We start from the raw sequence: 15,304 nt of genomic DNA, 5'->3' as shown, positions 1-15,304 counted from the left end.
ATCCATCCTTATAACATATTGAAAATTCTTTCTTTAATTTCATCAGCTGAAGGGTTATCGCGACAAATAATTAAGCACGTATCATCACCACAAATCGTACCTAGCACTTCTTCCCAATCAATTTGATCCAGTATCGCACCAATTGATTGTGCATTACCTGGCAACGTTTTTAGCACGAGTAAATTATTAGCACTGTCGATTTTTACAAATGAATCCATCAAATAACGTCCTAGTTTTTCAAGTGGATGATAACGACGATCATTAGGCAAACTATAAATATATTGACCACTTGGTGCAGGGACTTTAATTAATTGAAGCTCTTTAATATCTCGTGACACTGTTGCTTGCGTGACGTTCATATCGTAATCATTTAAACGTTTCACCAACTCGTCTTGTGTCTCGATTTGTTCGTTTGAAATAATTTCTCTAATTTTTATATGTCTTACAGATTTTTTAGGCATAATAGACACCTCGTAACGAATATTTATACAATGATTTTACCACACTCGGTTATGATTTACCTACTTAAGTGATGTACGTCATCGTAAGAAACAATTGATATAACGATTGACTTTTAAAATTCAAAAACAGCGTGCGTAACGATTCAATATATACGAAAAATGTATATGATTCTCCTTTTGAGTAGGAAAATTGAATAAAGATAGAATTGAAATGAAACAAATGTGATCATTTTCGTCATTAAAAAACACGAGCAACTGTAATACATTACTCGTGTTTGGATATTAGTCTAAAAATTGTTGAATTGTATGAACGAGCGGGTCATGCGTTAATCCTAAATCTTCTAAAATTTGCTCCACATCTCCGTGCTCAATGTACGCATCATCAATACCGAGTCTTTTGATACGATTGGTGTATCCATGATCGGTGAAGTAATTTGCGATTTGACTGCCTAAGCCACCATTTAGCATCGCTTCCTCAACTGTAACCACAGGCGTGTTTTTGGCACCTAAGTCACCTAAGACAGTCGTGTCCATCGGTTTGATATAACGTGCATTAATGACGCGTGCTCGAATCCCTTGCTCTGCTAAAGTTTTAGCAACTTCAACTAAAGTCGCGAGTGTGGGTCCATAGCTGATAAGAGCCACGTCTTGACCTTCAGTTAAGTCTTCCCATGTTCCAATAGGCAAGTGCTCACGTTTATCAGTGATTTCAACGCCTAAACCATTGCCACGTGGATAACGAATTGCAATTGGCCCTTGTGCATGATGCATCGCTGTATAAACGAGATTTTTCGCTTCATTTTCATCTTTAGGCATCGTTACAATCATATTTGGAAATTGTGTCAAGAAACCAACATCAAACACACCTTGATGCGTTTCACCGTCTGCACCGACAAGGCCAGAGCGATCCACTCCAAAAATGACGTTTAAGTTTTGACGATCGACATCATGTAACACTTGGTCATACGCGCGTTGTAAAAATGTTGAATAGATCGCAACATACGGTTTCATACCTTCTATCGCTAAACCAGCCGCCATCGTGACAGCATGTTGTTCAGCAATACCGACGTCAAAAAATTGTTCCGGCAACTCGGACTGGAATTTTGTAAGTTTAGAACCTACAGGCATTGCAGGTGTAATAGCAACGACACGACGATCCTTTTTCGCATATGACAGAATTTCATCACTCATTAACTGACTCCATGAAGGTCCTTGTGTTTGGCCTTTAATCTGTTCGCCAGTTTCTAATTTGTATGGTCCTAAGCCGTGCCAAGTGCCAATTTTATCATTTTCAGCTGGATGGTAACCTTTCCCTTTTTTCGTTACAACATGAATCAACACTGGTTTGTTAATAGAATCTGCTGCAGCCAAGGCATTCTCCAGTTCTTCAAAACTATGGCCATCAACTGGACCAATATAACGAATTCCGAGCTCTTCGAAAAACGCGCCATCTACAACTAAATATTTTAAGCTGTCTTTGATACGATCAGCAGATTCACGTAATCGACTGCCCCCAGGCAACCGACTTAAAATCGATTCAGCATCAAATTTGAGTCGGTTATAACCTTGGTTCATTCGAATACGACCGAGCATGTTATGCATCGCGCCAACATTAGGTGCGATACTCATTTCGTTATCGTTTAAAATAATTGTCATGTTTGTACGGTCATGGCCGATGTTGTTTAAAGCTTCAAGTGCCATACCACCAGTCAGTGCACCATCACCAATAACTGGAACGATATGATTCTTTTTGCCTAAAATATCTCTCGCTTTTGCCATACCCATCGCTGCTGATAATGAGGTAGAACTATGCCCAGCTTCCCACACATCATGATCAGACTCTTTTAATTTTGGAAATCCACATAATCCTCGATATTGTCTTAATGTTTCAAACTGATGACCGCGGCCTGTCAAAATTTTATGAATGTAACTTTGATGACCGACATCCCAGATAATTTTATCTTCTGGACTATTAAAATGCTTATGCAGTGCGATTGTGAGTTCAACAACACCTAAATTTGCACCAATATGGCCCCCCGTGACAGCACACGTTTGAATTAAGAACTGTCTCACATCGTGACTCAATGCTTCAAGCTCTTTAACAGAAAGACTTTTTAAGAATGAAGGATTCTGTATATTTCTTACGTCCATTGAAATCACCCTTAATTTTTTCTTTCGTACTGATTATAACACTTCAATCACATCATAGATAGACAGAACCTAATTTTGACGTTGGTAAAAAAGTGTTAACAAATAGTTTAAATCTGTTGTATCAAATTCCGTTGATAATGATGTTAAAATGGCTTCGGCTTTTTGAATATGTGCTTGAAGTTCTTGTTCAGCACCCTTCTCACCTAAAAGTGTGACATACGTACTTTTATGATTAGTGACATCACTTCCAACTGGTTTGCCTAATTTCGCTTCATTACCATACACATCTAAGAGGTCATCTTTAATTTGGAAAATGACACCTAAATGTTGAGAGAACTGAATCAATTGTTGTGCAGTTGTTTGACGAATTGATGTAATGATTGTTGCAGCTTCAATCGCAAACTGAATCAGTGCACCCGTCTTATGAATGTGAATGCTTTCGAGTTTTTCGAGTGAAATTTGTTGATTTTCACTTTGCATGTCTAATGTTTGACCACCTACCATACCTTGATGTCCACTTGCTTGACTTATTTTTTCAATAAGTGCAACTTTAATTTGAGCGTCGATATGAGGTGTCAACGCAATCTTTTCGAACGCTTTTGTCAACAAGGCGTCTCCAGCCAATATCGCTAGCCACTCACCATAGACCGTATGATTCGTCGGTTTACCACGTCGCAAATCATCATCATCCATTGCGGGTAAATCATCATGAATCAATGAATATGTATGAATCATTTCGAGCGCTAAAGCAACATGCATACCACTCTCAAGCTTTTGATGATCCAACATTTTAATTGTAGCTAGCATGAGTAAGGGGCGTATTCTTTTCCCACCAGCTTCTAGAGAATAACGCATACTCTGTTCAAGAGAAGTACCTAGTTGAGAATCTTCAATTGCATGATTCAAGTGGCCATTAAATTGTTCTAATAACTCATTCAGATTTTGATTCATTACTTTCATCTGCCTCTTTATCCATTAATTCTGCTACTTTCTTCTCAGCATCACTCAATGTTTTTTCACATGATTTAGAAAGCGCAATGCCTTGTTGATACAATTCTAAAGATTTTTCTAGCGATATCGTATCATGATCTAGCTGATTTACAATATTCTCTAATTCTTTCATCATTTCTTCAAAAGATTTATTTTCGGTCGTCATTTTGCCACCTCACCTTTTCAATTCTTGCATCTAAAGCGCCATCTTTCATAGTGACTTCAATGCGTTCACCTTCATGTATGTCATGACTACTCGTAATAACTTCATCATCTTTTTTAACTATAGAGTAGCCTCGTAACATCGTCTTTGTAGGACTCAAATTATCAAGCGATAACAGTTGATGTTGAAAGATTTGCTTTTTAGAAGTTAAAATACGTTGAATTTGTTTATGTAACTGAGATGATAAATCTATAGATGCTTGCTTTTGACGTTGTACGTTATCATAAAAATATTTAATGCGAATGCGTTGTTGCAACATCGCTAACCGTTGTTGTTCATGTTGTAGTCGCAATTGCATAGATTGATGAAGGGCGCGATCGAGCTCGTCACGTTTTTGTATTTGCTGTTCATATAACAAACCAGGTTGCTTAAGTTTGTAATACGATTGCAGCTGCTGTAGTTGTTGTGATGTGTGTTTTAAATGTTGCTTCATATAACGATTTAAATACGCACGCGTTTGATACAACACTTGTTTGAGCTCTTGTTTGTCCGGCGTCGCTAACATCGCAGCTTGTGTCGGTGTCGCGGCACGTAAATCAGCAACAAAGTCACTAAGTGTTGTATCTGTTTCATGTCCAACAGCAGATATAACAGGTGTTTGACATGAAAAAATAGCTTTAACAACATCTTCCTCATTGAAGTTCCACAAATCTTCAATTGAGCCGCCACCCCGTCCAAGTATAATCACATCTGCACCGAGTTGATCCGCAGATTGTAATTTTTCGATGATGTCCGCTTTTGCTTGTGCCCCTTGTACGAGTGTACTGATTTTGATTTGTTGAGCAAGTGGGTAACGATTGTTCAAAGTGTTTTGAATATCTCGAATAGCTGCGCCGGTACTGGCTGTAAGTATCGCAATTTTTTGAGGATACTTAGGTATAGGTTTTTTATGAGCAGGGTCAAAATACCCTTCTTTCATAAGCTTATTTTTTAATTGCTCAAATTTTTGGTAAAGATTCCCTACCCCGTCCAGTTGCATATGATTAACGTAAATCTGATAGTTACCACGTCGTTCATAAACTGATACTCGTGCTTCAATGAGAACTTGATCTCCTTCTTTTGGGTCGAAATCAAGTTGATTTGCCTGTGTTTTAAACATCATTGCAGCGATAACACTGTTTTCATCTTTAACGGCAAAATATAAATGACCACTACTGTGACGCTTAAAATTCGACAATTCACCCTTGATGTAGACACTTTGAAGATGTGGGTCTTGATCAAATTTATATTTAATATATTTAGTTAATGCAGAGATTGTTAAATATTTTTCCATGCCATCACTCAATTTCTTTTAATGTGACTTAATACACCATTGATAAATTTATAATGATCATCATCGCTAAATTGTTTTGCCAGTTCTACTGCTTCATTAATAATAACTTTTTCTGGTGTATCACTGTGGTTCATTTCAAATGTCGCCATACGCAAAATGATACGATCAGTTTTCAACAAACGCGCAATCGTCCATCCGTTCAAATGCGGACTAATTGTTTCGTCTAAAACATGTTGATGATCTTTCACACCAGAAACAAGCCATTTAATGAAGTCGAAATCTAAATCTGGATAGTCTTCTTTTATAAAACTAATCGCTTCATCAATCGTCAACTCTGTATTTTTCATCTCTAGTTGGAATAATGTTTGAAAGGCTTGACTTCTTGCTTGTTTTCTACTCATTTTAATTCTCCGTTCATCAGTTAATCACGATTATTTTTGGCCATTTCTATATGTGTAATGTGCACATTGATTTGTTGAGGTGTGAGTGCAGTCATCGTTCGCAATGCACTATGAATGGATTCTTGAACTTTTAACGCTGTTTCGGAAACTTTAACGCCATAATTTAAAGAACAATAGACATCAATAGTGATTTCATTGTCTTTTGTTGTGATTTTAACGCCCTTACTTAAGTTTTTGCGACCAAAGCGTTCCAAAGTTGAATTTTTTAAATCCGGAAATACCCCTTCAACACCCTTCACTTCTGACACTGCAATACTTGCAATAACAGAAATGACTTCAGGTTCGATTTCAACACTTCCAAGATTTGGGTTGAAATGTTCAATTGGCTTTGCCATATAAGTTGCCCCCATTCAATTTAATGATCTTCATTCATAATATCGTAAATCTCTAAAAATTTGGTGCTAAAGAAACCTTGATTGAAGACTGGATGATTTAGTAAACGAATATGGAAAGGAATGGTTGTATCGATTCCGAGTACGACAAATTCACTGAGCGCACGTAAACCAGACATAATGGCTTCCTCTCTCGTCGGTTGATGTACAATCAATTTCGCAACCATTGAATCATAGTATGGTGGAATGACATAGTTCGTGTAACAAGCTGAATCAATCCGTACACCAAATCCGCCTGGTGTTAAATACTGTTCGACTTTACCAGGTGAAGGCATAAAGTTTTTATAAGGATTTTCAGCGTTGATACGAAATTCAATGGCATGACCTTGAATTTGAATATCATCCTGTGTATAAGGTAATTTTTCTCCCATAGCCACTTTGATTTGTTGTTTTATGAGATCCACACCTGTCACCATTTCAGTCACTGGATGCTCGACTTGAATTCGCGTATTCATTTCCATAAAGTAAAATTGATCTTCATCTAAATCATATATAAATTCAATAGTTCCTGCGTTAAAATAATTGACCGCTTTAGCTGCTCTTACAGCTGCATCACCCATCTCTTTTCTTTTCTCTTCAGTAAGAATTGGAGAGGGTGATTCTTCAACAAGCTTTTGCATGCGGCGTTGAATCGTACAATCACGTTCGCCAAGGTGAATCACGTTTCCATGCTCATCACCAAGAATTTGAATTTCAATATGACGGAAGTTTTCAATAAATTTCTCTAAATATAAGCCACCATTACCGAAAGCTGTTTCTGCTTCTTGTTGTGTCATTTTATAACCATTGATTAATTCTTCTTCATTTCGTGCGATACGAATCCCTTTACCACCACCACCAGCAGTTGCTTTTATAATAACAGGGTAACCAATTGAGTTAGCAGTTTGGATGGCATCTTCAATCGTGTGCACAAGTCCCTCACTACCAGGAACAACAGGGACATTTGCACGTTTCATTTCTTCTTTTGCAATATCTTTAATCCCCATTTTCTGAATCGATTCATAGCTCGGTCCAATAAACTTCAGTTGGACAGCTTCACACAATTCCGCAAAATCACCATTTTCAGCCAAGAAGCCATAGCCAGGGTGAATACCGTCACATCCCGTAGAAGTGGCGATAGATAAAATGTTCGGTATGTTCAAGTACGAATCCTTTGATTGCTTGGGCCCCACACAGTAGGCTTCGTCGGCTAATTGAGTATGTAATGCATCTTTGTCGCCTTCAGAATAAATCGCTACAGTTTGGATACCCAATTCGTGACATGCGCGAATAATGCGCACTGCAATCTCGCCACGGTTTGCAATTAATATTTTTCTCATATTATTTCACCTTGAATAAAGCTTGGCCATACTCAACCATTTGTCCATCTTCAACTAAAATTTCAACGATTTCACCAGCCACTTCAGCTTGAATTTCATTAAATAACTTCATGGCTTCTAATATACAAACAGTTGTATCAGGTGTCACTTGATCACCGATTTGAACATAAGCGCTCTCTTCAGGAGACGGTGATTTATAGAATGTACCGACCATAGGTGCTGTAATCGTTTTGAGTGATGTATCAGCCTCTGTTGTTGGTGTATCTACTGATGCAGCGTTTACTTGGACAGGTTCAGCTGTTACAGTTGGTGCAACCATTTGCTGAGGTGCTGAGATTTGTTGAGTTACAATTTCTTTTTCTTTTTTTAAGTTGATCGTTGTACCTTTATCTTCAATACTGATTTCAGTGAGGTTAGAATTGTCTAGAATATTAATTAATTCTTTAATCTCTTTAAAATTCATTTTGGTTACTCCCTTATGATTGATTATTTCTACCCTACTATTTTACTTGAGTGTATAAGGCAATTCAAGAAAATACATAATATCTAAAGCGTAGTAGTGACTTTTTCATTCTTACTAAATGATTCAATCGATTCGCTTTTGTTGATCGTATCGTCTTTGAAATATTCAACGATGCTATGTTAATAGATAGAATAAACAACGCTGATTATGGCTATGTATAGCTTAAAAAAAATATGGACTAACAAGACAATCATCAGCCTCATTAGTCCAATAATAATATTCTATTGGTCACATTATCAGGAAAATCTCGTTCACCTGATATGAATTAAATTAACCACGTGATACGTAGCTACCATCTGTTGTGTTAATGACTAACACATCGCCTTCATTAACGAATAACGGCACATTCAATGTGTAACCTGTTTCAACCGTTGCTGATTTTGTTGCCCCTGTCGCTGTATCCCCTTTAATCCCAGGTTCAGTTTCAGTTACTTCAAGTTCAACAGTTTTTGGTAACTCCACACCGATTGTTTCGCCTTGGTACGTTTGGATATGTACATCCATGTTTGCTTTTAAAAACTTCAATTCGTATTCTAAGTAATCTGTGCTTAGTTCTGTTTGTTCGAAAGTTTCGTTGTCCATGAATACGTGATTGTCGCCATCAGCATACAAATATTGCATACGGCGGTTTTCAATCATCGCGGGCTCAACTTTTTCGCCTGCACGGAAAGTTTTTTCTTGGATTGCACCTGTTCTTAAATTACGTAATTTTGATCTTACAAACGCAGATCCTTTACCAGGTTTAACATGTTGGAATTCTATTACTTTCCAGATTCCGTTATCAACAGAAATCGTTAAGCCTGTTTTAAAATCATTTACAGAAATCATTCAGTTTCCTCCTCAGAATCACTCTTCTTTTAAAATAATAAGGTCTTTTATGCAATTAGTAAAGCGTTCGCCGCCATTTTCTGTAATTAAAATATCATCTTCTATACGAACACCACCTAATCCTTCTACGTAAATACCAGGTTCAATCGTCACACAATGATTTTTTTCTAAGACGACATCTGATTTTTGAGACAGACCAGGAAGTTCATGAATGTCTAAACCGATACCGTGACCTAACGAATGACCAAAGTGTTTTCCGTAACCCGCTTCTGTAATAATATCTCGCGCAATACTATCCATTTCTTTACCTGTCATTCCTGGACGAATCGCTGCAATGGCGGCTTCTTGACTTTTCAACACGATATTGTAAATTTTAACCATTTCTTCAGAAGGTTGGCCGACAGCGAAAGTACGTGTGATATCCGAACAATAACCGTTGTAGTAAGCACCAAAGTCTAACGTGACCATTTCTCCTGACTGAATGACTTTATCGGAAGCTACACCGTGTGGCATCGCACCTCGAATACCTGAAGCAACGATAGTATCAAATGACGTGTCGTCTGCGCCTAAATGCAACATTTTACTTTCCAAATGCGCCTTAACTTCTTTTTCAGTCATACCCGGTTTAACAACAGTGAGAATATATTCATATGCCTCATCCACAATTTGTGCTGCTTTTTGAATCGCTTTAATTTCATCTTCATCTTTCGTTTGACGAATCGTTTCAATAGCTTGACCGATAGAAATGAGATCGTGACGGCCTTGGTTTAATTTTAAAAATGAATCATAAGCGACGAGATGACCTTCAAAACCAATATTTTGTAAATTTAATGTTTTAAATTGTTCTGTTAATGCGGAGAACAAATCACCTTTTTGTAAAATGACCTCAAACTCAGTGGCTTGCTGTTGTGCTTGATCAGTATATCGGAAATCAGTAATGAGTAGTGCTTTGTCCTGTGTAATGATGAGTGCGCCACTTGTACCTGTAAACCCTGATAAATAGCGGCGATTAAAGTCAGATAACACAGTTAAACCATCGAGATGTTTGTCTTGTAATAAAGTTCTTATCTTTTGAAGTCTATTTTTCATACAAAAATTCCTCCTTATATTTGTACTTAATTACATGATACCTTAAAATGTAGTCATATGTAGTGAAAAACAATTGAGTGTTTAGGAGTTTAATATGAAAAAGAGAATTTGTGCGAGTATCAGTGTTGCATTTTTATTGTCAGCCTGTGGAAGTCAAAACCTGTTACCTCTAGAAAAGAGAAGTACGGATTTAAGTGACAAAAATCATGAAATTAAATTAGAAAATCAGCAACTTAAAAATGAAAATGCGAAAAAACAAAAACAAGTGGACGCTTTGAAAAAAGACTCAGAGAATACAAAACAAGCGAAGTCTAATCAGAAAAAAGCAGATTATCTTGAAATTTCATCACAATATTATGCCTCTGTAACGGATGCGATTAATGCCTACCAACAAATTGATTCGAAAGTGTTAGCAAACAAAAAAGAGGATAAAGTGTTGGATCAATTAGATCAAATTATTGAGGATCATGAAAGTGCGATGGAAAGTTACCAAGATGCCACGGAAGATGAAAAGATTGTTAAAAAGGATAAATCAGTCAAAGCACAGGACAAAGAAATTAAAAAACTACAAAAAGAAATCAACAGTGCTTTAACAATGATTCGAAAAGGTTATAAAGCGAAAGATAAAAATGAAATTCAAAAAGGACGTCAGAGCTTATCAAACATCAATGTGAAAACTACAAATGCAGGATAATATAAAGAGGAGTAATTAACATGACAACTTTCCAAAAAATGATATTCGGTGTAATAATTTTTGTCGCACTAATCGGATTAATTTTCAATTTAGATGTAGTACTTTTTAGTATTTTTAGATCAATCATTACAGTAGCTATTATTGTCGGCATCATCTATTTAGTCTATTTCTTTTTCTTTTTAACGCCAGATCAACGGGATTACAAAAAGCGTGTTTGGAAAAATAAATTCAAAGGACGTCGATAAGTGCGTGTTTAAGAATCACTTATTGAGAAAAATTGAAGTTAACAATATTATAAGGCTGGGCGCATATCATTGAGCGTTTTCCAGCCTTTTAATTTACAGTGATTAAACCTGATGATTATTTGCGATATAAAAATGCCTCTGAACGATATTTTTCTTCTAATGCTTTTACTTCATCTTGTTGCGCTACTGTTAATTCTAGCGGTTTAAATTCAATATCGAGTGCTTTTTTGAAACCTTCTTTAAACGCCACTTCCATTTGTGCTAAAGTGATTGTTTCATTTGATAAATCATTAATGGCCACTGCTTTTTCGACAAAGGCTTCTTTCATTTTTGCTTTCAATCTCTCGTTTTTGAAAATAAACATGTCGAACAAGTCATCAATATCCACATCTTGAAGAATCGAACCGTGCTGTAAAATCACGCCCTTTTGTCTCGTTTGAGCACTGCCAGCGATTTTTTTACCTTCAACAACGAGTTCATACCAACTTGGTGCATCAAAACAAACAGAACTTCTCGGTTGTTTGAGCTTCTCTCGCTCTTCTTTTGAACGTGGTACCGCGAAATGTGCATCAAAGCCTAATGATTTAAAGCCTTCTAGTAAACCACCTGAAATCACACGATAGGCTTCAGTAACGGTTTGAGGCATATCAGGATGAGCTTCTGGTACAATCACACTATAAGTTAATTCTTTATCATGTAAAACACCACGGCCTCCTGTTTGGCGTCTCACTAAACCGTAGCCCTTTTCTTTGACCTTTTCGATGTCAATTTCTTTGGAGAGTCGTTGGAAATAACCAATTGATAACGTTGGTGGATTCCAAGTGTAGAATCGAACGACCGGATCAATTTCTCCTCTTGATACAAAATTTAACAAAGCCTCATCCAATGCCATATTGTAGTATGGATGATGACTTCCTGTATTCATAAAATGCCAAGTTTCTGTCATTTGCTATAAAGCCTCCCTATGAAATCTCATCGGGCATATGTTATGTTTCAAAAAATTTAAAATTGCCAACATATGTCACACATAAAAATTTTGATAAATTAGTCTATCAGTCTTATAATAATAATATCGGTATTTTAGGGAGGATGCAAGATGAGTAACATGACATTAATCGTTTTAATTGTGTTAGCATTGGTCATCATTTGGATGGTAACGAACTTTATCATTAATAAGCGATCAGTAACAGAATTAAACCAAGAAGAATTTCAAGAAGGTATTAGAAAAGCACAAGTGATCGATCTTAGAGAAAAGGCAGACTATGATTATGGTCATATTATTGGTGCACGAAATATCCCTATGACAATGTTTCGTCAACGATACCAAGGATTAAGAAAAGATCAACCCATCTATCTTGTTGATGCAAATGGTATCGCAAGTTATCGAGCTGCACGTACACTTAAGAAAAAAGGATATACGAACTTGTACATGTTAAAAGGCGGCTACAAAAAATGGACGGGCAAGATTAAATCTAAAAAATAGTAAAAAGAGCTAGTGGATCCAGTAAAAATGTGGATAATCTAGCTCTTTTTTATGTGTTTGATTAAATCAGAATCGTAGTATGTTGACTTTCTATCACATTTATAAATTTTTGAAAAAGCATGGATAGATCGAAAAGATAAAAGTAGACAATACTACGCTTAAAAAGAAAGAATAGCCATGATGCTGCGTTTTTTAAGGTTTAGAACAAATGTTCGCAATTCCTATTTTTTAGCATTTTACGCTGAATCACACAATAAATATCACGTTCAAATAAAAACAGGGGTGGGCATCAAAAATTTTTATGTCCCATCCCTCTGTTTACGATTAGAAACAATAAACAGGTCGTAAAATCTAGTTACTTTTCTTCTTTTAAGTTCTCAAATTTTAAAATTGGCTTACGTGCTGCTGTAGTTTCATCCAAACGATCGATAATTGTTGTATGTGGTGCTTCTAAAACTTTATCTGGATCTTCCTCAGCTTCTTTCGCAATTTGGATTAAGGCATCACAAAAATAGTCTAGCGTTTCTTTAGATTCTGTTTCTGTCGGTTCGATCATCATACCTTCATCAACAATGAGTGGGAAATAAACTGTAGGTGGATGAACGCCAAAGTCTAATAAACGTTTCGCCATATCTAAAGTACGTACACCCAGTTTCTTTTGCTTCGTACCACTTAATACAAATTCATGTTTACAATATTGATCAAATGGAATAACGAACGTATCTTTTAAACGCGCTTTCATGTAGTTCGCATTTAACACAGCCGCTTCAGACACTTCTTTCAATCCTTGATAACCCATTGTACGAATATACGTATAAGCACGTAAATAAATACCGAAGTTGCCGTAGAATGGTTTCACACGTCCAATGGAATATGGGATGTCATTATCATACTCAAAACGGTCGCCATTTTTCACAACGAGTGGTTTCGGTAAGTAATCACGCAACTCTTTTTTCACGCCGATTGGACCTGAACCTGGACCACCACCGCCATGAGGCCCTGTAAATGTTTTGTGTAAATTAAGGTGAACAGCATCAAATCCCATGTCTCCTGGACGTACTTTATCCATAATTGCATTGAGGTTAGCGCCATCGTAGTATAGTAAGCCCCCTGCTTCATGCACAATATCGCGGATTTCCATAATATTCGTTTCAAAAATACCCAATGTATTCGGGTTTGTTAACATAATTGCAGCTGTTTTATCACTCACGACTTCTTTTAGGTGGTCGATATCTACTTCACCTTTTTCATTCGACTTAACTGTGACAGATTTGAAACCAGCAAACGCTGCAGAAGCTGGATTCGTACCATGCGCTGAGTCAGGTACAATGACTTCATCTCTTTCTGCATCGCCATTTTGTAGGTGATATGCCTTGAAAATCATCAGTGCTGTCCATTCACCATGTGCGCCCGCTGCAGGTTGGAGTGAAATTTCATCCATTCCTGTAATTTCTTTTAATTCTTCTTGCAAGCTGTAAATGATTTCTAACGCACCTTGAATTTGATCCTCATCTTGTAATGGGTGTGCTTCAGTAAATCCTGGAATACGTGCAACTTTTTCATTGATTTTAGGATTATATTTCATTGTACACGAACCTAATGGATAGAATCCTGAGTCAACGCCAAAGTTTTTATTCGAAAGCTCAGTGTAATGACGAATTAAATCAAGTTCTGATACTTCAGGAAATTCAGCTTTATTTTTACGAATGAATTTTGAATCGAGAAGTTGATTCGTAACATCGTTATCAATTTCTCTTTGCGGTAAAGAATATGCAAAGCGACCTTTTCTAGAACGTTCAAAAATTAATGGACTAGATTTACTTACCATTGATTTCACCAGCTTTCTGCACAAATGTATCGATTTCTTCTTTTGTTCTCAATTCCGTTACAGCAACGAGCATGTGGTTTTCAAACGTATCATCAACTACACTTAAGTCGAAACCACCAATAATACCTTCATCTAGGAGGGCACGGTTCACTTCAGCAATTGAACGATCAAAGCGAACGACAAATTCGTTATAAGATATGCCGTCTAAAACAGTGAAACCGTTATTTTTAAATTCCTCTTTGGCATAGTTGGCATTTTCCATGTTTTGAACGGCAATTTCTTGAAGCCCTTGTTTACCTAACGCTGACATTGCAATTGAAGAAGCTAATGCATTCAGTGCTTGGTTTGAACAAATATTAGATGTCGCAGTTTCACGACGGATATGTTGTTCACGTGCTTGTAACGTTAATACAAAACCGCGATTGCCTTCATCATCTGTCGTTTGACCTACAAGACGGCCAGGAATTTTACGCATTAATTTTTTCGTTGTTGCAAAATATCCACAGTGCGGACCACCGAATTGTGTAGGGATTCCGAATACTTGTGTATCACCTACAACGATATCTGCGCCGAATTCTCCTGGAGGCGTTAATAAACCTAAAGATAAAGGATTCGCATATACGATAAAGAGCGCTTTTTTATCGGCAATCAATGTTTGAATCGCTTCTAAATCTTCAATTGAGCCATAGAAGTTTGGATACTGTACTGCAACAGCTGCCGTCTCATCATCAATAGCTGCTTCTAACTTTTTCAAGTCTGTCACAGTGCCATCTAAATCTACTGTAACGACTTCATATTGTTCGCGAATTTTTGAATAAGTATTTAACACTTGTAAAGCTTGATAATGTAGACCCTTAGATACAACAATCTTATTTTTCTTCGTGTTACCCCACGCTAATAAACACGCTTCGGCAAAACTTGTCATACCGTCATACATAGATGAGTTCGCAACGTCCATCGCAGTTAACTCACAAATCATAGTTTGGAATTCAAAAATTGCTTGTAATTCCCCTTGTGAAATTTCAGGTTGATATGGTGTATAGGCAGTGTAGAATTCAGATCTAGAAATCATCGCATCTACAACAGCTGGTGCATAATGGTCATAAACGCCTGCACCTAAAAATGATGTATGTGTTTCTTTTGTAATATTTTTATTTGCAATACGTGTTAATCGCTTCAATAATTGTGTTTCAGGCTCTGCATCTGCAATGTTTAAATCTCTGCTTAATAACACATCTTCAGGAACATCACTGTATAGTTCTTGAATAGATTTAACACCAATCGTCTCTAACATTTCTTGCTCGTCTTTTTCAGTTAATGGAATATAACGATGACTCACTTTAT

The 15,304-nt window shown here is 36.8% G+C and carries 17 protein-coding genes; 3 read left to right on the top strand and 14 right to left on the bottom strand.

The features are described from left to right. Positions 1–8 precede the first annotated feature (8 nt). The 11 genes from ahrC to P3U61_RS06175 form a co-directional block, all read right to left on the bottom strand. Complete coding sequence (gene ahrC, locus P3U61_RS06225) at positions 9–461, bottom strand: transcriptional regulator AhrC/ArgR (RefSeq protein ID WP_014613844.1); 453 nt, start codon at positions 459–461, stop codon at positions 9–11. Between the two features lie 282 nt (positions 462–743). Further along, positions 744–2,612: a 1-deoxy-D-xylulose-5-phosphate synthase gene (gene dxs / locus P3U61_RS06220; protein WP_063284393.1), complete on the bottom strand. Its 1,869-nt coding sequence runs from the start codon at positions 2,610–2,612 to the stop codon at positions 744–746. Between the two features lie 69 nt (positions 2,613–2,681). Continuing rightward, positions 2,682–3,563 (bottom strand): polyprenyl synthetase family protein, encoded by an 882-nt coding sequence (locus P3U61_RS06215; protein ID WP_041613228.1) that lies wholly within the window; start codon positions 3,561–3,563, stop codon positions 2,682–2,684. Continuing rightward, positions 3,544–3,768 carry an exodeoxyribonuclease VII small subunit gene (locus P3U61_RS06210; RefSeq protein ID WP_014613841.1) on the bottom strand — a complete coding sequence of 75 codons (225 nt, stop codon included), beginning with the start codon at positions 3,766–3,768 and terminating at the stop codon, positions 3,544–3,546. Before P3U61_RS06210 ends, P3U61_RS06215 begins: the two co-directional genes overlap by 20 nt. After that, positions 3,752–5,098, bottom strand: a complete 1,347-nt coding sequence (xseA, locus tag P3U61_RS06205; RefSeq protein WP_014613840.1) for an exodeoxyribonuclease VII large subunit — start codon at positions 5,096–5,098, stop codon at positions 3,752–3,754. Before xseA ends, P3U61_RS06210 begins: the two co-directional genes overlap by 17 nt. An 8-nt stretch (positions 5,099–5,106) precedes the next feature. Next, on the bottom strand, positions 5,107–5,499 hold the full coding sequence (gene nusB / locus P3U61_RS06200; protein ID WP_014613839.1) for a transcription antitermination factor NusB: 393 nt from the start codon (positions 5,497–5,499) through the stop codon (positions 5,107–5,109). A gap of 20 nt (positions 5,500–5,519) precedes the next feature. Further along, the gene (locus P3U61_RS06195) at positions 5,520–5,894 is read right to left on the bottom strand and encodes an Asp23/Gls24 family envelope stress response protein (RefSeq protein WP_014613838.1); all 375 of its coding nucleotides are present in this window, start codon (positions 5,892–5,894) and stop codon (positions 5,520–5,522) included. A 20-nt stretch (positions 5,895–5,914) separates the two neighbouring features. After that, a complete protein-coding gene (gene accC, locus P3U61_RS06190; RefSeq protein ID WP_063284394.1) occupies positions 5,915–7,270 on the bottom strand; it encodes an acetyl-CoA carboxylase biotin carboxylase subunit in 1,356 nt (451 codons plus the stop codon). Position 7,271: 1 nt separating this feature from the next. Beyond that, the gene (gene accB, locus P3U61_RS06185; RefSeq protein WP_037542948.1) at positions 7,272–7,733 is read right to left on the bottom strand and encodes an acetyl-CoA carboxylase biotin carboxyl carrier protein; all 462 of its coding nucleotides are present in this window, start codon (positions 7,731–7,733) and stop codon (positions 7,272–7,274) included. Between the two features lie 330 nt (positions 7,734–8,063). Continuing rightward, the gene (gene efp / locus P3U61_RS06180) at positions 8,064–8,621 is read right to left on the bottom strand and encodes an elongation factor P (RefSeq protein WP_014613835.1); all 558 of its coding nucleotides are present in this window, start codon (positions 8,619–8,621) and stop codon (positions 8,064–8,066) included. An 18-nt stretch (positions 8,622–8,639) separates the two neighbouring features. After that, positions 8,640–9,710, bottom strand: a complete 1,071-nt coding sequence (locus P3U61_RS06175; protein WP_099997516.1) for a M24 family metallopeptidase — start codon at positions 9,708–9,710, stop codon at positions 8,640–8,642. A 94-nt stretch (positions 9,711–9,804) separates the two neighbouring features. Between P3U61_RS06175 and P3U61_RS06170 the strand changes: the two genes are divergently transcribed. Both P3U61_RS06170 and P3U61_RS06165 read left to right on the top strand, forming a co-directional pair. Then, positions 9,805–10,404 carry a coiled-coil domain-containing 22 family protein gene (locus P3U61_RS06170; protein ID WP_099997515.1) on the top strand — a complete coding sequence of 200 codons (600 nt, stop codon included), beginning with the start codon at positions 9,805–9,807 and terminating at the stop codon, positions 10,402–10,404. A gap of 20 nt (positions 10,405–10,424) precedes the next feature. Beyond that, entirely contained in the window at positions 10,425–10,649 is a 225-nt protein-coding gene (locus P3U61_RS06165; protein WP_014613832.1) for an SA1362 family protein, read from the top strand. 115 nt (positions 10,650–10,764) lie between these two features. On the opposite strand, the gene P3U61_RS06160 is transcribed toward P3U61_RS06165, so the two are convergent. Continuing rightward, positions 10,765–11,595: a lipoate--protein ligase family protein gene (locus P3U61_RS06160; RefSeq protein ID WP_014613831.1), complete on the bottom strand. Its 831-nt coding sequence runs from the start codon at positions 11,593–11,595 to the stop codon at positions 10,765–10,767. 159 nt (positions 11,596–11,754) lie between these two features. On the opposite strand from P3U61_RS06160, the gene P3U61_RS06155 reads away from it, so the two are divergent. Continuing rightward, positions 11,755–12,132 carry a rhodanese-like domain-containing protein gene (locus P3U61_RS06155; protein WP_370498505.1) on the top strand — a complete coding sequence of 126 codons (378 nt, stop codon included), beginning with the start codon at positions 11,755–11,757 and terminating at the stop codon, positions 12,130–12,132. 355 nt (positions 12,133–12,487) lie between these two features. Here the strand turns inward: P3U61_RS06155 and gcvPB are convergent, their stop codons facing one another. Then, entirely contained in the window at positions 12,488–13,960 is a 1,473-nt protein-coding gene (gene gcvPB / locus P3U61_RS06150; RefSeq protein ID WP_015729160.1) for an aminomethyl-transferring glycine dehydrogenase subunit GcvPB, read from the bottom strand. Next, positions 13,950–15,299 carry an aminomethyl-transferring glycine dehydrogenase subunit GcvPA gene (gene gcvPA, locus P3U61_RS06145; protein ID WP_099997513.1) on the bottom strand — a complete coding sequence of 450 codons (1,350 nt, stop codon included), beginning with the start codon at positions 15,297–15,299 and terminating at the stop codon, positions 13,950–13,952. The genes gcvPB and gcvPA overlap by 11 nt, the downstream gene beginning before the upstream one ends. Positions 15,300–15,304 lie beyond the last annotated feature (5 nt).

It is taken from the genome of Staphylococcus pseudintermedius (genome assembly GCF_034042775.1).
GTDB lineage: Bacteria > Bacillota > Bacilli > Staphylococcales > Staphylococcaceae > Staphylococcus > Staphylococcus pseudintermedius.
The sequence above is the reverse complement of the archived record's forward strand: the minus strand, read 5'-3'. Positions and strand labels throughout refer to the sequence as shown.